Here is a 21,642-nt window from a genome sequence, read left to right as displayed (position 1 = left end):
CGAAGGGTCGGCGAGAGCCGGGCTAAATCGGGTCATTGGAAGAACGACCCAAATCAGAGTGGAGGAGAATTCAATGAAGACGACAATGAAGGCAATGGTTGCTGCGGTCGCGACGACCTTGATGGCCGGATCGGCCCTGGCCGGCGATGTGAACAAGATCGGCCTCGCGGTCCCGAACCTGCAGGCGGACTTCTTCAACCAGATCAAGCTCGGCGTTGAAGCTTATGCCGGGGAGAAGAGTATAGAAGTGATCGTCGTTGATGCCAAGAACGACACGGCCACGCAGGTCAATCAGGTCCAGGACCTGATCACCCAGGGGATCGATGCATTCATCTATATCCCGGCAGGTGCGGCGGCGGCGGCTGTTCCGACCCGGCTGGCACGGGCGGAAGGCATTCCGGTCATCAACGTCGACCGGACTCCTGAAGGCGCTCCCGGAGACACGTTCATCGCCGGTGAAAGCGTGGAATCCGCCTATCAGGTCTGCAACCACATCATTGGTCTGGCGGAAGGCAAAGGCAAGATGGCCATCATTCACGGCCAGAAAGGCACCACGCCGGAAGTCGATCGTTTCAAGGGGTGCAAGCGCGCCATCGACGAAAACCCGGACATCGAACTGGTGACCCAGCAGTGGAGCCAGATGTGGTCTCCCGATGAGGGTTTTTCCATTGCCCAGAACATGCTTCAGGCACATCCCGACATCAAGCTGATCTTCGGACAGGCGGACGGGCTTGCCATGGGTGCGGCCAAGGCTGTCGATGTGGCGGGTCTTTCCGACACGGTTATCATCGGCGGTTATGACGGCGACGTCGCGGCCCTGGAATATCTGGCGAAATGCGAAGGTCCGTTCATCGTGACCGCAACGCAGAGCACGCAGTTGATGGGCCGCCTCGCGGTCGATTCCGCCCTGAAGGTCGCTGCCGGTGAAGACGTGCCGGAGCGCCAGATCCCCAACGCCGTGCTGACGACCTGCGCGGACGCGCCGAAGTTCGTGGAGAAGCACCCGTAAGCTGCGGCACGACCAGAAGAAAGGCGGCGCCATGACCTCCGACGGCAGATCTCCGATCCTTACACTGCGGAACATTCACAAGTCCTACGGACCGATTGAAGTTCTGCACGGTATCGACATGGATATCCACGCCGGCGAGGTCGTGGCGCTGCTTGGCGAAAACGGCGCGGGAAAATCGACACTGTCGAACATCATTTCCGGAACGGTCCTGCCGAGCGCCGGAACAATGACCTGGCAGGGCGCGTCCTATGCGCCCGCCAATCCCCGCGAAGCGATGGACGCGGGCGTCGGCATGATCCATCAGGAACTTCTGCTGCTGCCGCATCTGACCATCGCCGAGAATATTTTCGTCGGGCGCTACCCGATGAAGCACGGGCGGGTCGACCGCGGGGAAATGGAAAGCCGCGCGCATCGCGGCCTTGAACGCCTGGGCCTCGACATTTCACCGCGGCAGTATGTCGAAGGGCTCTCGACGGCCAGCCAGCAGCTGATCGAGATCGCCAAGGCGCTGACGCTCAATGCGAAGCTCCTCATTCTCGATGAGCCGACCGCCGCCCTGGGCGGTGAAGAGACCAAGCTGCTTTTCAAGCAGATCGAGCGTCTGAAATCCGAAGGTGTCGGCATCGTCTACATCTCGCACCGTCTGGAGGAGATCAAGCAGATCGCCGACAGGATCGTGGTCATGCGCGACGGCCACAAGGTGCAGGAATTCGACACGGCCGATCTTCCGGTGCGCACCATCGTGGAGGCGATGGTCGGACGCAGCATGGAGCAGATGTTCCCGACGCTGGCCGTTCCGGACGAGGAGACCGTGCTGGAGGTCAGCAATTTTTCGTCGCCCTCAGGCCGGTTCGCCGATGTGAATTTCTCCGTCCGCAAGGGCGAAATCTTCGGGATCGCTGGCCTGATCGGCGCCGGGCGCACGGAACTGGTGCGGGCGATCGCGGGTGCGGATCCGATACGCTCCGGATCGGTCAAGCTGAACGGGCGGGATATTACGCCGAACTCGCCCCGCGATGCGATCGGCAACGGCATCGTGCTGGTTCCGGAAGACCGCAAGCTGCAGGGGGTCATTCTCGACCACAGCATTGCTGAGAATATCGCCTATTCGAATTTTGAATCGGTCGGACGGTCCGGCTGGATCAGGTCGCACCGGGTGCGGGAATTCGCCGACAAAAGCATTCGCAAATTCGGCGTTAAGGGCAGGGGACGCCAGAAGGCGTCCGAGATGTCCGGCGGCAACCAGCAGAAGGTCGTTATCGCCAAATGGCTCGCCCGCAATCCGCGTGTGGTGCTTCTGGACGAACCGACACGCGGCATCGACGTCGGGGCGCGATCTTCGATCTACGAGATCATTCACGCGCTCGCCGCCGACGGCGTGGCGGTGATCGTGGTCAGTTCCGATCTTGAAGAAGTGCTTGGCGTTTCGAACCGTATCCTGGTTATGGCGGCGGGCCGGCAGACCGGTATTCTGGATCGTGACGAGGCAAACGATGTTTCGGTCATGGAACTGGCAACCGCATGATTTGCGAAGGTAACAAGAGATGAATCGTTTCGACGGAAAAACAGTTGTCATCACCGGCGGCAACAAGGGGATCGGCTACGCCATTGCCGAGCGCTTTACCGCGGAGGGCGCCAATGTGGTGATCGCTTCAGTTGAGCCGCAGGTGGAAGAGGCCGCCGCGAAGCTGCGCGAGAGCGGCGCCGCCGCGACCGGCGTCATATGCGACGTAACGGATCCGGACGCCGTGCGGACACTATACGAGCGCGCCTTCGACGAGTTCGGCCAGGTGGATATTTCGGTGCAGAACGCCGGCATCATCACCATCGCCAAGGTCGAGGACCTGACGGAAGACAAGTGGGATGCCACCATGGCGGTCAACACCAAGGGCGTGTTCCTGTGCTGCCAGGAAGCGATCCGGCAGATGCGCAAGCGCGGGCGTGGCGGGCGGCTGATCAACACGGCCTCCGGCCAGGCGCGCGACGGGTTCATCTACACCCCGCATTATGCCGCCTCGAAATTCGGTGTCATGGGGTTGACCCAGAGCCTTGCGAAGGAGGTCGCCCTGGAAGGCATTACCGTGAACGCCATCTGCCCGGGTATCATCAAGACGGACATGTGGGACTATAACGACCGGGTCTGGGGCCAGATGCTGGGCGATTTCGGCCCGGGTGAACTGATGGCGAGCTGGGTTCAGAACATACCCATGAAGCGCGCGGGTGAGGGCAAGGATGTTGCCGGACTGATTGCCTTTCTTGCCAGTGAAGACGCCGACTACATCACCGGCCAGACCATCAATGTGGATGGTGGGCTGATTATGTCCTAGGGTGTGGACCCTTAAAAATTTTACATTCAGGTCGTTCAGAAGGCGACTGTCTCCGGCGTTGCAAAATCTTGAAAACCAAAAAGGTTTCCTGCGAGGATGAATAAAGGTGGCTGAAATTACCTTGAACGCACCGGCGCTTTTCGGCCTCACGGGGCGGGTGGCGCTTGTCACCGGCGCCGGCAGCGGTATCGGTCAACGCATCGCAATGGGGCTTGCGCAATGCGGCGCGGATGTGGGGCTTCTGGACCGTCGCACGGATGACGGCCTGGCGCAGACTGCGGATTTCATTGCGCAGACCGGGTGCAGGTCTGTCGAAATCGCGGCGGATGTGACTTCGGAGGATGCACTTGCCGATGCGGTGAGCCAAGTCGAGGCCGAGCTCGGGCCTTTGACACTGGCGGTGAATGCCGCGGGCATCGCCAATGCGAGTCCCTGCGAAGACATGAGCGAGGAGCAGTACCAGACCCTCATGGACATCAACATGAAGGGCGTCTGGCTTTCCTGCCGGGCGGAAGGGCGGGCGATGCTGACGCACGGCAAGGGCGGGTCTATCGTGAACATCGCCTCCATGTCCGGTGTGATCGTCAACCGGGGCCTGTCGCAGGTGCACTACAACGCCTCGAAGGCGGGCGTCATCCACATGTCGAAATCAATGGCGATGGAATGGGTGGATCGCGGAATCCGGGTCAATTCCATCTCACCCGGCTATACCGCGACACCCATGAACACCCGGCCGGAAATGGTGCATCAGGCCAGGGAGTTCGAAAGCCAGACACCGATGCAGCGCATGGCGAATGTGGACGAGATGGTTGGTCCGGCGGTTTTCCTTCTTTCGGATGCCGCGTCCTACTGCACCGGTGTCGACCTGCTGGTGGACGGCGGCTTCTGCTGCTGGTGAGGCACTGCCTCGGGACCTTATGAAGCTCGGGCCGTTTTCAGCTCGGTGTTGCCGGCATTTTGCAGACAGCGCGACAGGTCGAGGGACGATCTGCGTCCGAGGTCGGTCCCGTGGTCGCTCAGGAACCGCCTCCGGCAGCTCAAAAAGTCCTGCTATCCATTCCTTCGCCTGTCGTGATCCGGCCAGACCATGCTCGAAGAGCAGAACCTATCCTTGTTTGGCCGCGGCGCGTGTTTTTATGGATCAGGGTCATGATGAACCTATCTGATCGGTCAGGAAGGCCTGCAGGGCGGTAACTTCCTGTTGCCGGATCTCGTGTCCGCCGTCATGCAGTTCGGCGCTTACGACGGCCTTCTGGTCTTCCAGCCAGGAAATCAGAGCAGCGGTCTGTTGAGGCGGGCAGATCGGATCGCGGTGGCCGGCTGTGATCAGGATATCCTTTCCGGCAAGACCGGCATTGGCCTCCGGCGTCCACGGAATGAGCGGATGAAGCAGCGCGACCCGGTCGAAAAGGCCCGGCCGGATGAAGGCCACGGATGCAAGGATGTTGGCGCCGTTGGAATAGCCGAAGGCGTAGACCGGATGACCCGGATTGGCTTCCTTGTGTGCCGCGATGAAGGAGACCATCCTGCCGGTTCTGAACGCTAGGTCGTCCATGTCGTAAACACCCTCCCCGGTTCGGCGGAAAAAGCGCAACGCGCCGTGTTCGGAAACATCGCCGCGCGGCGAGACAAGGCCGGCCTCGGGCAGAGTTTCGTCGACGAACTGCGAGAACTGATGCTCGTCGCCTCCCGTGCCGTGAAAGGCTAAAACCAGGGGTGCGCCCGGAGCCGGTTTCTTCGTCAGGGCGTGATAGAAGGAAAGGGACATGGCGTTTCTCGATTCACATGATGGAGTGCGCGGAGCGTCGGCTCCGCGCCACCGGAAAGGGCGTGGTACTAGTCGATGATCGGGCCGAGATTCTGCTCGATCTGCGTCCTGAACTCTTCGTAGCGGCCCGGCAGCTTCAGGGCTTCGCCAAGATGAGCGGTATCCTCGTCACGGCTGAAACCGGGCTCGTTGGTGGCGACCTCGAACAGGATGCCGCCCGGCGTGCGGAAGTAGATTGCCCAGAAATAGTCCCGATCGATCACCGGTGTAACCTGGTAGCCCGTGTCGAGAAGTGCCTTGCGGACTTCCTGCTGTGCCGCCCTATCCTCCACAGCGAAGGCGATGTGGTGAACAGATCCGGCACCCTGGCGGGCGCGGCTGCCTGAGGGGACCGTCTCGATGTCGATGAAGTCGGCCCCGTTGCCGCCCTCGACCCCGAAGCGCGTCCAGTTGTCCTTGCGGTCGACCTCGCTGTAATTCATGAACTTCAGCAGTTCGGCGGTGGCGCCTGCGTCCTGCAGGCGGAAGCTTGCGCCATGGAAGCCCTGGATCGCTTCGGCGGAGCCGATGCCACTGGCGGTCCAGCCTTCGCGGTCATCGTTGTCAACCTCGATCAGCGCGAAGCGGTCGCCGTCCGGCCCGTCAAAGCGCAGGTGCTTTTCGCCGAAAACGTCGTCTTCGCCAAGTCCGCTTACATCGTGCCGGGAAAGCCGTTCCTTCCAGTAGCCGAGGGAGCCTTCCGGAACCGTGAAATAGGTTTCCCCGACTTCTCCTGAGCCCTGCCGGCCTCTTGGGATATGCGGAAATGGGAAATAGGTCATGACCGATCCCGGAGTTCCAACCTCGTCGCCGTAATAGAGGTGATAGACTTCCGGATCATCGAAATTGACGGTTTTCTTGACCCGACGCAGACCGAGCACCTTGGTGAAGAAGTTACTGTTCTGCTGGGCATTCGCCGCCATTGATGTAACGTGATGCAGGCCCTTGATTTGCTCGAGCATGACCGTTGATCCTTATCCGAAAAGGGTTCGTGTGCCGTTGACGTGAAAATGGGGCAGCCCGGTCCGGTTCGGAATAGCAATAATATTTTTGTTATTATTCCATAATATGAAATAATTGAACCATGATCGATCTCGGACAGGTTCGCATATTCCTCACCGTTGCCGAGCTGCGGAGCTTTGCTGGCGCCGCACGGCAGCTCGCCATGACGGCGCCTACCGTTACGCGGGCTGTCAGCGCTCTTGAGGAGGAGCTTGGAATTCAGCTGCTGCTGAGGACCACACGGCATGTTTCGCTGACCTCGGCCGGGGCGGTGTTTGCCGCCCGCATCCGGCCGCTTCTGGACGACTTTCGCAATGTGACCGAAGACCTGCAGGAACAACATGGGGATGTGGCTGGACTGATCCGGATCAACGCACCGATGTCGCTCGGTCTGCAGGTGCTGCCCGACGTCGCTTCGGCTTTCCGGGTCGAGTATCCGGGCGCGGCCTTGGCGCTCAATCTCACGGACCGGTTCATCGATATCGTCTCCGACGATTTCGATCTGGCGATCAGGATTTCCGAACCGCCGAAGGACAAGTCAACGATCTGGCGGAAACTCTGCCCTGTCCGGCGCATCCTGGTTGCTGCTCCGGGGTATCTTGCGTCTTTCGGGGAACCGGAAACGCCGGATGACCTGGACAGCCACACCTGTCTCGCCTACGACGCGCGCTCGCTGGATGAGACCTGGGAACTGCGGTGCCAGGGCAAGACACGCCGGGTCAAGGCGGGGCGGACCCTTGCGGGTAACAATGGCGATCTGATCTCAAGGCTGGCGGAAAACGGCGAGGGGATCGCCCTGCTGCCGCATTTTATTGTCGAGGACACGATCTCGAAGGGCGGTCTGGTTCAGGTGCTATCGGAGTGGGAGCCGCCGGAATTGTGGCTGACGCTCTATTATCCGCCCTATGAACGCTTGCCGATGCGCGTGGCGAAATTCTCGGACTTCTTTGAAAGTTATGTCACGCGCACACGCCCGCTTTAGGCGGTGTGCCGGACTGGTTCCCGGTCCGCCGAGGTGGTCCACACGACGGGATCCGGTGACGAGGGTGCGGCCCGAAACCTGTCGTTTTACCTGGGATTGTCACCGAAAAAAGCGGAAACTGTTTCGGTTGCGCCGGCCTCGATGAAGCGTGCGTCGGAGCTGATGGTGACCATGTTCATGCCACGCTCCGCAGCACCCCTGGCATAGGATGCCGATCCGCAATGGAGGCAGCAGACGAGGTTCGCCGCTGCGGCCGTGCGGCGGATGTGCTCGATGAGTTCGAGCATTTCCGGTTCCTGGCGGTCGAACCCCGGGCCGAACCCGAACGCGGATCCGAGATCAGCCGGACCGATATAGACGCCGGTCAGTCCGGGCACCTTGAGGATCTCCTCAAGCGACTCCACCGCCGACTTTGTTTCGATCATCGCCAGGGTGACGATTTCCTCGTTCGCCCGCGAGGGGTAGTCCGGTCCCCAGGCCAATCTTGCGCGCACCGGACCGAAGCTCCGGTTGCCCTCCGGCGGATAGCGGCAGGCGGAGACGAAGCGCTCCGCATCCGCCACCGTCTCTATCATCGGGGCGATGAGGCCGAGGGCGCCTGCGTCCAGCGCCCGCATGATCGCCGGCTCGTCGACCCAGGGCACCCTGACCAGCGGTGTGGTGCCGGATTTCTCGATCACCGGCAGCAGCGACAGGAGGTCGGAATAATCCGCGGTGCCGTGCTGCATGTCCACGGTGAGCGCGTTCCAGCCGGCCACCGCCATTGCTTCGGCGCTAAGGACCGAGGGCACGGCAAGCCAGCCGTTGACGGCGGTACGGCCGTCCGCCCAGATACGGCGCAGCGGATTGGAAAAATGTGTCATGCCTCAGCCTGCCATAATGTGGGAGAGTTTGGTGTTCTGGTAGTCGCGAATGGCTTCGCGGCCACCCTCCCGGCCCATGCCGGAATGATCGACGCCGCCGAAAGGGGCTTCGGCATGGGCGATCATGAAGGTGTTCACGCCGACCATACCGGCGTGCAGGCGCTTTGACAACGCTTCTGCCTTCGCGTGACTGCCGGTAAAGGCATAGGCCGCCAGACCGTATGGCGTGGCGTTGGCGCGCGCGATGGCCTCGTCGAACGTCTCGAAACGGGCGATCGGGGCAACCGGCCCGAAAGGCTCCTCGCTCATGATCTGCGCCGTGTCCGGCACATCCGCCAGCACCGTCGGCTCCAGAAAATAACCGGTATTGCGGCCGGCTGGACGGGCACCGCCGGTGACCAGCGTCGCGCCCCGGGAAATCGCGTCCGCGATCAGCCGCTCGACCTTTTCCCGGCCGGAGTCCCGGGTCAACGGTCCCATGGTCACCGCCGGATCCTGGCTGTCACCGACCACGAGAGCCTCGGCTTCGGACTTGAAGGTGGCGATGAAACGGTCGGCGACGCTGTCTTCGACATAGAAGCGATTGGGCGCGATGCAGACCTGGCCGGCATTGCGGAACTTGAAACCGGCGCATTGCGCGGCGGCGGCTTCCACATCGGTGTCGGCGCAGACGACCACGGGAGAATGACCGCCAAGCTCCATAGAACAGCGCTTCATGGTCCTTGCGGCATCGGCCACCAGCATCTGTCCGACGCGCGTCGAGCCGGTGAGCGATATCTTGCGGACCTCGTCGGCATCCATGATCCGCGGTGTGATATCCTGCGTTCTTCCCAGCAGCAGTTGGACAACGCCAGAGGGAACACCCGCTGCGACGCAGGCTTCAACGATCAGCGTGGTGGTCATCGGCACCTGCTCGGACGGGCGCACGAGGATCGGACAGCCGGCTGCCAGTGCCGGAGCGATTTTCCGGCAAGGGAGGTTCACCGGGAAATTCCAGGCGGTGAAGGCGGCAGCGATACCGACCGGTTCGTGCTCGATCAGCAAGCGCCCGCCCTGGCGCGAGGGGACCGTCTCCCCGAAGAGCCGTTCAGCTTCGCCGGCATACCATTCAAATTGCTCAATCGCCGCACCGACCTCTCCGGCGGACTGGGTGCAGGGCCTGCCGATTTCAAGGGACAGGGCTCTGGCAATATCGTCTGTGCGCGCGCGCATCTCTGCGGCGATAGACCTGAGCACCCGCGCGCGTTCCCACCCGTGCACCAGTGGCCATGTCTCCATGGCCGCGCGTGCGTGCGACAGGGCCTCGGTGACTTCCGCTTCACCGCAGGACGGTGCCTCCCAGAGCGTTTCGCCGCTGCAAGGATTGATCACCTCAGTCGGCGCGGCGCTCCCGGACGTTCGAAATTCACCCCCGATCAGAAGTTTGGGCTGCATGTCGGTCATCTTTTTACCTGTTCATGATCGTGTGTCAGAGAATAACCGGTTCAGGCACTGCCGTGCCGAAACCGTTTCATGAAAGTCAAAATCGCAGATCTGCCCGGACTGGTTCAGGGCGAGGGGCCTCCGGGCCTGCGTGGACTCCGGAGCTTGACGGTCATTGCGAGGCCGTTACTCCGCCGTCCACATAAACAACCTGTCCGGTCATGTAGCTGCCTGCCTCGGAGGCAAATGTGATCACCTGCCCGGCGACTTCCATCGGGTCGCCGATCCGTCCGAGGGGATTGCGCTCAAGGATGAAATCCCGGAAGGCGGGCTTGTCGAGATGAGGCCGGATGCGTTCCGAGCGGATGAAGGTCGGGGCGACGCCGTTGACGGTTATGCCGTGCGGGGCAAGCTCCATGGCGTGCTGCTTGACCAGCATGGCCAGTCCGCCCTTGGTGGCGCAGTAGGCGGAGTAGCCGCGCCCTCTGAGGGCAAGTTGCGAGCGAACGGACAACAGGTGAATGTGCCGGCCCGAGATTCCGCGGCTGATCTGGTCGCGGGCCACCGACTGGGCCAGAAACATCGCCGATTTCAGGTTTGTCTCGTACATCTCGTCGAAAGTCTCTTCAGTCACTTCCATCAGCGCCTGTTCGCGCTGAATGCCGACGCAATTGACCAGAACGTCGATTCCTCCCATCAGCGAAACGGCTTCACGGCTGCAGGTCTCGATGGCGCTTACCTTTCGGGCATCGAGCACAAGTCCGTGGGCCCGTCCACCGAGAACCGCAATGCGTTCGGCGAGCGCGACGGCTTTCTCCAGCGTGGGGCCGGCGATTACCACTTCCGCGCCCAGCCGTGCCATGGCGATGGAGATCGCCTCGCCGATGGCACCGTATCCGCCCGGAACGAATACCCGCAATCCGGAGATGTCGAACAGGCGGTCCACGACCTTGAGATCGATTTCAGGCGTCAGGCTGCCTGCCGGATGGTTCATGACCCCACCTCCACACCGGCAGCGCGATAGACGCTTTCCATCAGCCGCAATGTCTCCAGATTGTCCAGCCGGTCCGTCTCGAAAGGCGTCTCTTGCTGCAGGCCGGTAACGAAAGCGGCCATGGTCAGATCGAAACATTCCTGATAGCGGCCGAGCAGATCCACCTCCTCGGCGCTGTCTTCCTCGCCGACCACGAAGATCCGGTTCAACTCCATGACGATGGTGCCTGTGGTGCCTATCACCTCGAGCCGGTCGCCATGCAACTGCGGATATCCCGGAGCGACAAGGCAGCCGTCTGCCGTCGCGATGAAACCGTTCTCGCCTTCAAGCAGGATCGAGGCGGTGTCCTCGCCGGGCAGCCCTTCGGCAAGCCGGTTGAGCCGGGCGGCGACCACCTTGAGCGGACCGCACAGGCACCTGAGAACGTCGAGATGATGGATCATCGTCTCGAAGACGAGATTGCGCTTGAAACCGGTCAGGTAGGGCTGCCGCTCCACGAGGAAGGGCACCGTGCCGTCGCGGGCGCACAGGCCGGACCCCCGGCAGGCAATGGCGGCATGACGGACACGGCCGATGCGGCCTTCACCGATCCAGCGCCGGACAGTCATGTAATGGGGACGGAAGCGATAGTTTTCATGCACCATGAACCGCACGCGCTCTCCGACATAATCGACGAGTTGTTCAGCCTCCGCGACAGTTTCCGTGAGCGGTTTCTGGCACATGATGTGGATGCCATGATCGGCGGCCAACCGTGCGACCGGCCCATGCGCACCGACGGAGGCGGCAATGTCGACGGCATCGATGCCACCGTCGCTGAACATGGCGGCAGCATCCGAATAGACCCGTGACACGTTGAATTCCGCCGCGCGGGCTTCTGCCTTGGCCGGATCCGTGTCGCAGAGGGCGACAAGTTCCACTCCGGCCGATTGCCAGGCCTTGAGATGATAGACGCTGATCATGCCGCAGCCGACCACGGCGACGCGAAGGGGATTAGGCATGGGCGCCTCCAAACGATCCGTAACCGTAATGCCAGGTCGATCCGTGCGGAGAAAGGGTGCGCAATGTATGGCTGGCATGCGCAGGAATGGGGACAAGATCCCCGGGCCCGCAGCGGGCGCTTTCCCCGGACACCTCGATGGTCAGCTCACCGCCGGCGACAACGACGAATTCGTCGGTATCGTGGACAAAATCCGCCCACACCTGGCCTGGAGGATCTTCAAAGGTCCCGAACGAGAATCCTGGGAAGTCCTCTCGGACCGCGTCCGCCATGACTGGCAGGGAATAGGCGTTTTTTTGAAAAACTGTGCTCATGCTGCACGCTCCGTCAGTAGATCGCCGAGATAAGCCTGTGCCGGTTCGTGCGCGAGCATGGTCGGGTAATCGGCGAAGGGGGTAACAGTTCCTTTCTCGACGAAGATGAAACTCTCGCAGACCTCCTGCACGATTTCCAGATGGAAGCGCTCGTTGGGATGAACGCACAGAAAGACCAGACGGCCTTCGGCCTGCAGCTTGCGAAAAAAGTCGAGCATGAAACCGATATAACCGTCCTGAGTGTTGAACTGGGGTTCGTCGAACAGATGCAGCATCGGATAGTTCGAACGGGCAGGCTCCATCAGCATGTTTGGTTTGAATGACCTGAAATGGCGCACCTGATAGGATTGATGATAATGAATCGCCAGCCGGTCGCGCTGGTCCGTACGGATCTTGTGAATGTTGCGTCCGGCCACCAGCACCTCACCGGAGGTCGGGGCATTCGAACCGGTGATGAGTTCGAAAAGCGTCGTCTTGCCCGAGCCGTTCGGCCCCATCATGCCCACCACGCGGGGGGCGTCAATGCTGAAGTCGGCCTGCAGACGAAAGGCCGGCGTCCGGTCAAGGCGGCTCTTTGTATAGATCTTCTCAAGACTTCTGACTTCCAGCATCCCGGTCATGGTTACATCCCGATCAATTGCCGCCTGAGCGGCGCATTGTGCAATAGGTCCCGGGCCGGGCCTTCATGAATGACAACGCCCCGGTCCATGACATAGGCCCGGTCGGAGACTTCCAGCGCGGCAAGTGCGTTTTGTTCGACGACCAGGCAGGAAACACCTTCCTGCTTCAGGCGCAGGACAGTCTTCAGAACATCCTGCACGATTTTCGGTGCAAGGCCCTGGCTCGGTTCGTCCAGCAGCACCAGACCGGGAGAGCCCATCAGGGCCCGGCTGATCGCGACCATCTGCAGCTCGCCGCCTGACATGTTCTCGCACTCGCGGGGCAGCAGATATTCGAGCGCCGAAAAGATGCCGCACATATCCGACTGGTTCCAGGAACGGAAGCGCGTCCTGCGGGTGCCGAGGGCGAGATTTCTCCGGCCGGTGAGGGTTGGAAATACCCGCCGATCGTCAGGTACCCAGCCGATCCCGAGCCGTGAAATCTTGTGGGTCGGCAAAGTGGTGATGTCCTTGCCGTCGAATCTGATCTGTCCGCTTCTGGGCTGCGACAGGCCGAGGATCGAGCGGATCGTTGTTGTCTTGCCGGCGCCGTTGGGACCCAGAAGGGCGACGATTTCGGCCTCGCCGACGCGGAGCGAGGGACCGAAGAGGGCCTGGGTTTCGCCGTAGAAGGTTTCTATCCTGTTGACTTCGAGCATCACGCAACATCCCCCAGGGCGGAGCGGGCGACCCATTTATTGGCTCTGAGGGCGGCCGGCGTGTCCTCGGCGATAACCTGACCCCAGTGTATGACGGAGATCGTGTCGGCCAGTTCGAACAGGAAACGCATGTCATGCTCGATTATGACGATTGTGTAGGCCTCTCTCAAATTCCGGATCAGCTCCATGAGCCGGAGGGTCGCCTCTGCGCCGAGCCCCGATGTCGGTTCATCGAGAAAGACGATGCGCGGGTCCGCCGCGAGCGCTACGGCGATCTCCAGAGCCCGCCTGTTGCCGTAGGACAGGGAGGCTGCCTTCTGCCAGGCGCGGTCGGCGAGGCCTACCCGGTCCAGCACCTCCAGGGCCCGGTCGACCAGCGTGATGTCGTCGAAAACGTTCCGGGTGACATTGAAGCTGAGGGCACGGAAGTCAGGCAGCGCCAGGATCACGTTCTCGATGACAACCGTATCGTCGAACAGGTTCATGATCTGGAACGATCGGGATATTCCCAGTCTGGCGATCTGGTGCGGCTTGCGGCCGGTAATGTCATGTCCCTCGAAGGTGATCCTGCCGTCATCCGGTGGGTAGAAGCCGGTCAGGACGTGGAAACAGGTGGTCTTGCCGGCGCCGTTGGGGCCCATGATGCCGTGCACCGTGCCTTCCTCCACCGACAGGGAGATATTCTCCAGAACGACACGGGCTCCGAAGCGTTTTTGTATGTTCCTGGCCTTGAACAGCGTCACGTCAGGCCCTCCCGGGGTGGGCGGCTGGTCCGACCGCTTTGCGGGGTCCGGGCGGCAGGCACGTGCGCAGCACGTGGAACAGACCCGCCAAGCCCTCCGGGCGGACCATCACCATGATGACGAACATCAGGCCGAACCACAAAAGCCACGTTTCCGTCAGGCCGCCGATAATGTCGCGGGCAATGAAGTAGAGAAGCACGCCGAACACCGGTCCCCAGAAGCTGACGAGGCCGCCGCCGACGAGCACCATCATGACGATCAGGCCGGACTGATGCAGGCTCATGACATCGGGATAGGCGCTTTCCTGGGCCATCGCGAACAGCCCGCCTGCAAGGCCTGCGAAGCCGGCTGACACGACGAATGTCAGCCACTTGATGAGCCAGACGTTGTAGCCGACGAAGCGGGCGCGGGTTTCGTTCTGCCGGATTGCCTGCAGGACACGTCCGAAGGGCGCGTTGACCAACCGCCAGAGCGCCAGAACGGCAACAAGAAGCACAATCGTTACGAACCAGTACAGCGTTCTGTTGTCGGAAATATCGAGTTTCAGAGGGCCGACGACAAGGTTGGGTCTTGGAATGCCGAGCAGTCCGTCCTCGCCACCGGTGACGCTGTGCAGCTTGATGGCGGCGAACCAGAAAACCTGTCCGAAGGCGATTGTCATCAGTGCGAAGTAGATGCCCCGGCGATGGGACACGAAGGCCCCGACAATGGCGCCGGCAAGTGTCGCGGCGGCGATTGCCGCCAGCAGCCCACCCCAGAGGTTGAGGGTGACGTTCTGCTGGAACAGCCCGAACGCATAGGCACCGATGCCGAGATAGGCGCCATGACCGAAGGAATGCAGGCCGGCATATCCGAACAGGAGATTGAAACCGAGGGCGAACAGGATCCAGATGGCGATCTCCATTCCGAGATACTGATAAAGGCCGATGGGCTCCAGCCAGAATGGCGCGGTCAGCAGCAGCAGCACGAACAGTCCCATCGATCGTGTGAATGGGGATCCGCCACGCGCGGGAATGTCGGAGAGGGAAATCACAGGTTCAATTCTCCAAGGCGCTCTTGCGACCCAGCAGACCGCGGGCGCGAAATCCGACAACGGCGATGAGCAGCAGATACATCGACATCATCGACCAGGCCGGTGCATAGGCTCCGGTGATGCCGACGGACATTCCGACGAGAAGGGCGGCCAGCACCGCGCCCCAGAAACTTCCAACGCCGCCGATCACGATGATCAGAAAGGCCGGGATCACCACGTCCAGCCCGATATGCGGCCGGAGTCCCCAGATCGGCGCCAGTATTATTCCGGCCAGACCGGCGAGGGCCGCGCCGAAGCCGAAGACCAGAAGCCGCAATTTGGACAGGTCGTATCCAAGTGCCCGCACCATTTCGCTGTCGTGGCTTCCCGCCTTGATGATCGCGCCATAGGGCGTGCGCTCCAGGAACACCCAGACCAGGGCGATGGCGGCAAGCGCGAAGGCTGCGGCGAAGAACTTGTATTTGGAGAAGATCAACCCGCCCATCAGGAACGCGCCGTTGATGGCTTGCGGAACGGAGAGGTTTTGTTCGCCGGTTCCCCAGACAAGGCGGATGACTTCTTCCACCACGAGGGCCGCGCCGAATGTCAGAAGCAGGCCGTAGAGCGGGGCCTTGCCATAAGTTGGCCGCAGGCAGAGTTCGATCGCCATGCCGGAAGCGGCCGCCAGAAGCGGACCCACCGCGAGCGCGGTGGCATAACGTGTTCCGATGGGGAGACCCAGCCACCAGATGCCGAATTCCGTACTCGCGAACCAGTCGCCACCTATGGTCGCCAGGGCGAAATAAGCGCCGAGCGCAAAGAGGGATCCATGGGCAAGATTGATGACTTCCATGACCCCGACGATCAGCGTGAAGCCAAGCGCAATGAGCGCGAACAGAAGTCCGAGGGTGAGGCCGTTGACGATGTGGGGCAGGAGCTCGATCATGTCGCCCGTATCTGAAGGCGTCCCGGAGACCGGACGCGAGGAGGTCTGGATTTCTCCCGGGCCCGAACAAGCGATGGTCCGGGCCGGGGATGAACTGCGCAGTGGCGGTCACGCGTCGAAGGTCGGCGTGTCCTCGTAGCTTTCCAGCTTGCAGGCTTCGAGAGCCCCTTCGTCGCGCACGTCCTGCGGGCTCGACTGCGTCAGGATCTTGAACATGTCGTTCTCATCCCTCGGCTCGTCGTTCGCCGTTGCCAGATAGATAGACTGCTGGACCTGGTGGGTGAGCGGGTCGATCACCGCGTCGTCGTGCTGCATGCGTTCGGCTGCCGGCATGACGTGACCTTCAAGCTCCTTGATGATCGCGATGTTGTTCGTGGATCCGGCGCGCTCAATGGCCTTCAGCAATTCGCTGGTCGCCATGTAGCCGTTGTAGAACACGTTGCCCGGAACACGCATCGAGGTGTCGGGGTACATGGCCTGGTAGCGTTCCACGAATTCCTTCACGCCGGGCAGGTCGAGGCCGTAGTACCAGGTGGTCCCGAACACGCCGAACAGGTTGTCGAGCGGCAGGCCGTAGACATCCGGCCAGTCCTGCTGGTTGTTGATCCAGGCGGGCTTGGCCCCCATGCCGAGCTGGGCGACCTGCTGGCGCAGGGCGATCTGGTCGTCTCCACCGACGGCGGCGGCAACCACGGCCGGGTTGTCCTGCTGGATCTTCAACAGGGCCGCCGAGAAGTCGCGGGTGCCTTGCGGGATCAGGATCTCGTCGACGATTTCACCGCCATATTGCTCGACCAGGGCACGGGTCGATTTCGCGGTGTCATGCCCCCAGACGTAATCATTGGTCAGCAGCAGAACCTTGCCGCCATAGGCGTCGATCGAATTGCGAACGGCGGCCTTGGCGAAGTTGGTTCCATTGCCGTCCCAGACGAATTTCACCCGGTGGCAGTTCTTGCCGCTTTCGGTTGGTGAGGACGAATTGGTGTTCAGGTAGATCACGCCGTTGCGCTGGGCCACCTGGCTGATGGCATTGGCGACGCCGGAACTGACGGCGCCGACCAGGAAGCCGCAGTCCTCGCGGCTGATCAGCCGTTCCGCCACACGCGAGCCGGTTGCCGGGGTGGTCTCCGTATCGATATGCGTGACTTCGATCTTGCGGCCGAGCACACCGCCACGGTCATTGACCTCGGAAATCGCCATCATCATGCCGCGGCGATCGCTCGCGCCGGAATTGGCGTATTGACCACTCGCATCGGACGTGATGCCGATCCTGATCGGCTTGTCTGTGGCTTGCGCCCAGACCCTGTTGTGTTTCCAGGGGCCGGCAAAGGCAGTCAAACCGCCGGCAGCGGCAGCCGTTCCCAGGAGCGCGCGCCGCGATATTCTCGAATTAGACATCTGATCCTCCCATCAGCGGCCCCGCAGGGCCGGGTGCCGGTGTTCGAACTCCTCCTCCAAGCAATTTGAACGCCGTGTCAAAAAGGGTGAAAATATTTTCAATGATTGTCAATGAAATAATTTTCTCCTAATTTGAAAAAAAATTCAAACATGTGAATCAGAGATTTACCGCACATGACCTATATGGCCCCAGAGACGTTCGATGCCCTCCGGCAACGGATTCGAGACCGTTTTTCAGATCTGAGCCCGCATCTTCAACGCATTGCGCGCGCCTCGCTGGAGGCGCCCAACAGCTTCGCGCTCAACACCACGCCGGTGATCGCGGAGTCGCTTGGCATCCAGCCTTCGACGCTGATCCGTTTCGCCAAGGAATTCGGTTACACCGGTTTTTCGGACCTGCAGAAAGTTTTCCGCCAGCGTCTCATCGAGGGCAATGCGGACATCCGCGAGCAAGTGCTGGAACACGACAGGGACGGGGCGCCGGGCGATATAAAGGCCGATCTTGGCCAGTGCATCGCAGCCCATCTGGAAAGCCTGAAGAACCTGGAAAAGGACTGTGATCTGGAGGCTCTTAACAAGGCTGTCCAGATGCTGCGGGGAGCCCGACATATCTATATCGCGGGTCTGCGCCGGTCGCGGCCGATTGCCGACTACCTGCACTATTGCCTGTTGCGGGGGGAACGGTCCTGCAGTTTGCTGGATTTCGCCGGAGGCATGGCCGGACCGCAGATCGCAACGCTTGCCAACAACGACATCCTGTTCGCGATTGCCTTTTCACCCTACTCCAAGCATGTGGTGGATGCGGTGCTGGACGCACATGTCTCGGGCCGCAGGATCGTCTGCCTGACCGACAGGAGCGAAAGTCCGCTTGCCAGATATGCAGAGGTCTCCCTGCTGCTGGGGGCGGACACCACGAGCCGCCTGCAGCCAATCTCCGGTGCTGTCGCCCTGATACAAACCCTCGCCGAAGGCGTGACCAGGCCATAAAGCCCTTTGCGTTCAGGTTGGCGAAGTGAAGGCTCAGGACGGCATCGATCCGATGTTCAACAAGGCTTCCGTCAATTGCGTCAGGTATAAACGCGATGGTTCATTCCGGCTTACGAGTCTGCCGCCGGGATTTCCGAGCATCGACGGTTGATTTCCTTCGAGTAGATAAGAGCGCCTCGTGAATTGAGGTGGTCCACGTCCCGGAAGAGAGCCCGGTCCTGCACCTCTGCGTGCAGGTTCACGTAGCGTCCGCCCACGCGCCTGGCCTCGGCGTCAAAAAATGCGAGGCTCTCGTGCCAGTCCGATCGTTCCTGATCTGAATAGGTCGCCTTCATGGCGCTCCGGTAATCGGGAGAAAGGGGAAAGGTGACGAGGCAGATTCGCGCTCCCTTTTCGGCAAGGTCGTCCAGCAAACGGCTAAAGATCCGCTTTTCCGCTTCGACCTGCTTGCTTGCGCCGGTCCTGTGCAACCTGACGCGGTCGCGACTTGCGTATGCCCGCCAACCGCTGTCTGGCGCGGACAGATCTCCAGGTGACAGCATGGCGCCATTCGGAAGGATTTCGACTTTCGAAACCAGTTCGCCCCCCGATAGCAAATAGCGCAGCCAAAGCTGGGCCAGCCTGCTGCGGTAACGCGGATCCAGGATGAGCAGTTTGTCCCAGGGCGGATCGGCAGAGCTGTTCAACTCGTCGAGATAATCGGGGTGCGGCCGGTTCTCGAGGCGGTAGGACGAAAACAGATGAGGATCTGCGGGGAGGAGGACCGTGGCGGGTGTTTTGTCAGCGAAGTAGGCACGTGCCTTCAGAGCGATATGGGCGATCCCTTCTGAGGGATATGCGAGATTTACGGCACCGGATTTCGGAACCAATCCTCTTGCGACATGACTGTCACCGAATGCGGCGTCGCGCTGGTCTGCGTTCTGGAACAGCCGTTTATGCGCCGAGAAATCGTCTTGCGGCAGAACTTCCCGGCGCAGCAGCCATTCGCTTGCAACAGCAAGCAGCAAACCGGAAAGGAGTACGGTGAAGAACACCGTCAGAGACGCACGGGCATCAGAATTGGAAATAGAGGAATTCATATGTCCCCTTGGAAAAGACGCTGAATACGGAGAGTATCGCAAGAATTGCTGCCGAAATCGTGAATGCCCGGGACTGCAGCCAGGTCATCCGGTTCCCCTCCAGTCTGGAGACGAGTTCAATCGAATTGGGCACGAACCAGACGACGGCAAAGCCGGCCAGCAAATAAGGCACTATCCAGAAGAAGTCCCTGAAAACGGAAAAGCTTATCGCAGGCACCGTTCCGAAACCGCTCATGACCGCAAGGATGTTGGAGGCGCTGGAGAAACTGTCGGCGCGAAAGAAGACCCAGGCAATCAGGACAGCAAGAAAGGTCACCGATACCGCGACCGGGTGCGGTAGAGGCAGCCTCGTATAGTTGCGCCATGCATGATTCACGCAAAGATAAAGGCCATGCAAGCCGCCCCAGACGACGAATGTCCAGCTACCGCCATGCCAGAGACCTCCCAGCAGCATCACGATGAACAGATTGACGTATCGCATCACGCGGCCGTGTCGGTTTCCGCCGAGCGGAATATAGAGATAGTCCCTGAGGAACTGCGACAGGGTAATATTCCAGCGCCGCCAGAAGTCGATGATGCTGCTCGCCTTGTAAGGTGAGAAGAAGTTTATCGGAAGGCGTATCCCGAACATCCTTCCCAGTCCGACAGCCATGTCCGAATAGCCGGAGAAGTCGAAGTATATCTGGAAACTGTAGCAGACCATGCCCAGCCAGGCCTCGGCGAGACTGGGTTCGAGCCCCAGAGCGTCGACGTCGAAAAGACGATCCGCACCATGACGGAAGGAATCGGCCAGTAACACTTTCTTTGCCAGACCCAGCGCGAACAGAAGCATGCCCGCAAGAAGGTCCTGGCTGTGGAACCGTGCGAACGCAGGCAATTGCAGTTGTGGAATGATCTGCTTGTGATGGACAATCGGTCCGGCGATAAGCTGCGGGAAAAAGCAGATGAAGAAGGCGTATTCCAGCACATTTCCCGGACGGGTCTTCCCCTGGAACACGTCAACCAGATAAGCGATCTGCTGGAATGTGAAAAAGGAAATGGCAAGCGGTAGCAGGATATCCGGAAGGTTGAAGGGATGGCCTGTCAGGACAGCCAGCGTTTCCGTGAAGAAAAGAGCGTATTTGAACCAGCCGAGCAAACCGAGATTCAAGCCGATGCCTAACCACAGGAGGGGCTTGCCCGGGCGCGTGGACAGCTTGCGGGCAAGCAGGTAGTTCGCCAGGACCGACCCGGTCAGCAGAAAAAGATATGCCGGGAACATCCAGGAATAGAAAACAAGTGACGAGACCAGCAGGAACAGCAATACCGTGCCTGTGCCCGCGAAGCGGCGCAACAGGAACGTCCCGGCGAGCACGATCGGAAGGAAACCTGCCAGAAAGGTTAGAGAGCTGAATAGCAAGGGGGACCCGACATCCGGCTGTTACCGGTTTGAACTGAAATAGGTCAGCGACTTGCGGATCGGAGACAGGTAGACGCCGCCCAGGGAACGGAAGTCCTCCATTTCATCCTCATCGATGCCGAAGCGGACGCGCTCTTCGTGCCTCGGCAGATAGAGCGTCCCGAACATGGCGTCCCAAAATGAAAAAATGTGCCCGAAATTCTTGTCGTAATGCATCTCTTCGGTGCTGTGATGAATCTGGTGCTGTGCCGGCGAGATGAATACCCTGTTCCAGAAATCGCCGTAGGAAATCCAGATGTGCGAATGGCGCAAATTGTAACCGAGCAGCCGCCAGACATAGATGCCTGCCCAGGCACCGAAAATCGTGATGGCCTCGGTTCCCTTTCCTACGGTCACGAACCAGAGCCCCGTGGCAACGCCAAGCGACAGGGTCGTCACCAGACTGCCGACGAGCATGTCGACCGGGTGACGGCGCAGAGCGGTGACGGGGGTCATGACTTCCGCGCTGTGATGGACCTTGTGAAACTCCCACAACAGCGGAACCTTGTGTTTCAGATAGTGGGCGTAGGTCGCACCGAAGTCCCAGGCGAGGACCAGGACTATCGTGAAGGCGATCCGGTGCGCCAAGGTTGTCTCACCCGTCGCCGATATTCCGCCGAATTCATTTCCCGCCCAGAATATTGTTTCCGCTATGAAAGCCGGCGTCAGCACCAGCGATAGAGTCAGGAAGAACAAAAATCCGTTGTTGATCAGAAGAACAAGGTAATCCATCCGGGCCGAATGGTGGAAAAAGATCCGTTTCGGGAACAGCATCCGCAGCATTTTCACAGGGTTCACGAGCCAGTTGCCCGCCCGCAAGGCCATACGCACGTAAACAACGGCAAACGCGATCAGAAAAGCAACAATCAGCGGTCCGGCACTGAGAAAGCTGCTCGGCGTGACGAATGTGCTCAGCAGACTGGTGAAAGCCGTCACGACGTAATTGTACGTTAGTTCGATGACATTCATAGGACCGGGTCCGGACGCCGATGACAGGAACCGGG

23 protein-coding genes are annotated in these 21,642 nt (G+C 60.7%); 7 read left to right on the top strand and 16 right to left on the bottom strand.

The features are described 5' to 3' along the window. Positions 1-73: 73 nt before the first annotated feature. From OA90_RS00555 to OA90_RS00540, 4 genes are all read left to right on the top strand, one after another. Positions 74-1,009: a substrate-binding domain-containing protein gene (locus OA90_RS00555; protein ID WP_068405518.1), complete on the top strand. Its 936-nt coding sequence runs from the start codon at positions 74-76 to the stop codon at positions 1,007-1,009. Between the two features lie 31 nt (positions 1,010-1,040). Further along, a complete protein-coding gene (locus tag OA90_RS00550; RefSeq protein WP_068405515.1) occupies positions 1,041-2,534 on the top strand; it encodes a sugar ABC transporter ATP-binding protein in 1,494 nt (497 codons plus the stop codon). A gap of 19 nt (positions 2,535-2,553) precedes the next feature. Next, complete coding sequence (locus tag OA90_RS00545; RefSeq protein ID WP_068405512.1) at positions 2,554-3,336, top strand: glucose 1-dehydrogenase; 783 nt, start codon at positions 2,554-2,556, stop codon at positions 3,334-3,336. 106 nt (positions 3,337-3,442) lie between these two features. After that, positions 3,443-4,234: an SDR family oxidoreductase gene (locus tag OA90_RS00540; RefSeq protein ID WP_068405508.1), complete on the top strand. Its 792-nt coding sequence runs from the start codon at positions 3,443-3,445 to the stop codon at positions 4,232-4,234. 249 nt (positions 4,235-4,483) lie between these two features. Here the strand turns inward: OA90_RS00540 and OA90_RS00535 are convergent, their stop codons facing one another. Together OA90_RS00535 and OA90_RS00530 are read right to left on the bottom strand one after the other, a co-directional pair. After that, positions 4,484-5,104 (bottom strand): alpha/beta hydrolase, encoded by a 621-nt coding sequence (locus OA90_RS00535; RefSeq protein WP_068405505.1) that lies wholly within the window; start codon positions 5,102-5,104, stop codon positions 4,484-4,486. A gap of 68 nt (positions 5,105-5,172) precedes the next feature. Beyond that, positions 5,173-6,105, bottom strand: coding sequence for a VOC family protein (locus OA90_RS00530; RefSeq protein ID WP_068405502.1), 933 nt, complete (start codon positions 6,103-6,105; stop codon positions 5,173-5,175). 122 nt (positions 6,106-6,227) lie between these two features. Here OA90_RS00530 and OA90_RS00525 point away from each other — a divergent pair, with 122 nt between their 5' ends. Next, entirely contained in the window at positions 6,228-7,127 is a 900-nt protein-coding gene (locus tag OA90_RS00525; protein ID WP_068405499.1) for a LysR family transcriptional regulator, read from the top strand. Positions 7,128-7,213: 86 nt separating this feature from the next. Here OA90_RS00525 and OA90_RS00520 read toward each other — a convergent pair whose 3' ends face one another. The 10 genes from OA90_RS00520 to OA90_RS00475 all read right to left on the bottom strand — a co-directional run bounded on the left by OA90_RS00520 (position 7,214) and on the right by OA90_RS00475 (position 15,736). Continuing rightward, a complete protein-coding gene (locus tag OA90_RS00520; protein ID WP_068405496.1) occupies positions 7,214-7,990 on the bottom strand; it encodes an aldolase/citrate lyase family protein in 777 nt (258 codons plus the stop codon). Positions 7,991-7,993: 3 nt separating this feature from the next. Continuing rightward, the gene (locus OA90_RS00515; protein WP_156510338.1) at positions 7,994-9,433 is read right to left on the bottom strand and encodes an NAD-dependent succinate-semialdehyde dehydrogenase; all 1,440 of its coding nucleotides are present in this window, start codon (positions 9,431-9,433) and stop codon (positions 7,994-7,996) included. Between the two features lie 151 nt (positions 9,434-9,584). Continuing rightward, positions 9,585-10,406: an SDR family oxidoreductase gene (locus tag OA90_RS00510; protein ID WP_068405493.1), complete on the bottom strand. Its 822-nt coding sequence runs from the start codon at positions 10,404-10,406 to the stop codon at positions 9,585-9,587. Further along, entirely contained in the window at positions 10,403-11,404 is a 1,002-nt protein-coding gene (locus OA90_RS00505) for a Gfo/Idh/MocA family oxidoreductase (RefSeq protein WP_068405490.1), read from the bottom strand. The genes OA90_RS00510 and OA90_RS00505 overlap by 4 nt, the downstream gene beginning before the upstream one ends. Beyond that, complete coding sequence (locus OA90_RS00500) at positions 11,397-11,717, bottom strand: cupin domain-containing protein (protein WP_082836764.1); 321 nt, start codon at positions 11,715-11,717, stop codon at positions 11,397-11,399. Before OA90_RS00500 ends, OA90_RS00505 begins: the two co-directional genes overlap by 8 nt. Next, positions 11,714-12,337 carry an ATP-binding cassette domain-containing protein gene (locus tag OA90_RS00495; protein WP_068405487.1) on the bottom strand — a complete coding sequence of 208 codons (624 nt, stop codon included), beginning with the start codon at positions 12,335-12,337 and terminating at the stop codon, positions 11,714-11,716. The genes OA90_RS00500 and OA90_RS00495 overlap by 4 nt, the downstream gene beginning before the upstream one ends. Before the next feature lie 2 nt (positions 12,338-12,339). Then, the gene (locus OA90_RS00490; protein WP_068405484.1) at positions 12,340-13,035 is read right to left on the bottom strand and encodes an ABC transporter ATP-binding protein; all 696 of its coding nucleotides are present in this window, start codon (positions 13,033-13,035) and stop codon (positions 12,340-12,342) included. Further along, positions 13,035-13,778, bottom strand: a complete 744-nt coding sequence (locus OA90_RS00485) for an ABC transporter ATP-binding protein (protein ID WP_068405481.1) — start codon at positions 13,776-13,778, stop codon at positions 13,035-13,037. The genes OA90_RS00490 and OA90_RS00485 overlap by 1 nt, the downstream gene beginning before the upstream one ends. A 1-nt stretch (position 13,779) precedes the next feature. Beyond that, on the bottom strand, positions 13,780-14,811 hold the full coding sequence (locus OA90_RS00480; RefSeq protein WP_199823545.1) for a branched-chain amino acid ABC transporter permease: 1,032 nt from the start codon (positions 14,809-14,811) through the stop codon (positions 13,780-13,782). Between the two features lie 4 nt (positions 14,812-14,815). Further along, entirely contained in the window at positions 14,816-15,736 is a 921-nt protein-coding gene (locus tag OA90_RS00475) for a branched-chain amino acid ABC transporter permease (protein ID WP_068405476.1), read from the bottom strand. Between OA90_RS00475 and OA90_RS28440 the strand changes: the two genes are divergently transcribed. After that, a complete protein-coding gene (locus tag OA90_RS28440) occupies positions 15,735-15,875 on the top strand; it encodes a hypothetical protein (protein ID WP_156510337.1) in 141 nt (46 codons plus the stop codon). The two genes, OA90_RS00475 and OA90_RS28440, sit on opposite strands and share 2 nt — an antisense overlap. Here the strand turns inward: OA90_RS28440 and OA90_RS00470 are convergent. Continuing rightward, complete coding sequence (locus OA90_RS00470) at positions 15,845-17,134, bottom strand: ABC transporter substrate-binding protein (RefSeq protein WP_068405473.1); 1,290 nt, start codon at positions 17,132-17,134, stop codon at positions 15,845-15,847. The two genes, OA90_RS28440 and OA90_RS00470, sit on opposite strands and share 31 nt — an antisense overlap. 174 nt (positions 17,135-17,308) lie before the next feature. On the opposite strand from OA90_RS00470, the gene OA90_RS00465 reads away from it, so the two are divergent. After that, positions 17,309-18,121 carry a MurR/RpiR family transcriptional regulator gene (locus OA90_RS00465; protein WP_068405470.1) on the top strand — a complete coding sequence of 271 codons (813 nt, stop codon included), beginning with the start codon at positions 17,309-17,311 and terminating at the stop codon, positions 18,119-18,121. Positions 18,122-18,231: 110 nt separating this feature from the next. On the opposite strand, the gene OA90_RS00460 is transcribed toward OA90_RS00465, so the two are convergent. The 3 genes from OA90_RS00460 to OA90_RS00450 are packed head-to-tail and all read right to left on the bottom strand — an operon-like array spanning position 18,232 to position 21,607. Then, complete coding sequence (locus tag OA90_RS00460) at positions 18,232-19,200, bottom strand: hypothetical protein (protein WP_068405467.1); 969 nt, start codon at positions 19,198-19,200, stop codon at positions 18,232-18,234. After that, a complete protein-coding gene (locus OA90_RS00455; RefSeq protein WP_068405464.1) occupies positions 19,175-20,599 on the bottom strand; it encodes an MBOAT family O-acyltransferase in 1,425 nt (474 codons plus the stop codon). The genes OA90_RS00460 and OA90_RS00455 overlap by 26 nt, the downstream gene beginning before the upstream one ends. Positions 20,600-20,620: 21 nt before the next feature. Then, complete coding sequence (locus OA90_RS00450) at positions 20,621-21,607, bottom strand: sterol desaturase family protein (protein ID WP_068405459.1); 987 nt, start codon at positions 21,605-21,607, stop codon at positions 20,621-20,623. Between the last annotated feature and the right edge of the window lie 35 nt (positions 21,608-21,642).

This window comes from Labrenzia sp. OB1 (genome assembly GCF_001624695.1).
GTDB lineage: Bacteria > Pseudomonadota > Alphaproteobacteria > Rhizobiales > Stappiaceae > Roseibium.
Note: the sequence above shows the minus strand (reverse complement) of the source record. Positions and strands in the feature narration are given on the sequence as shown.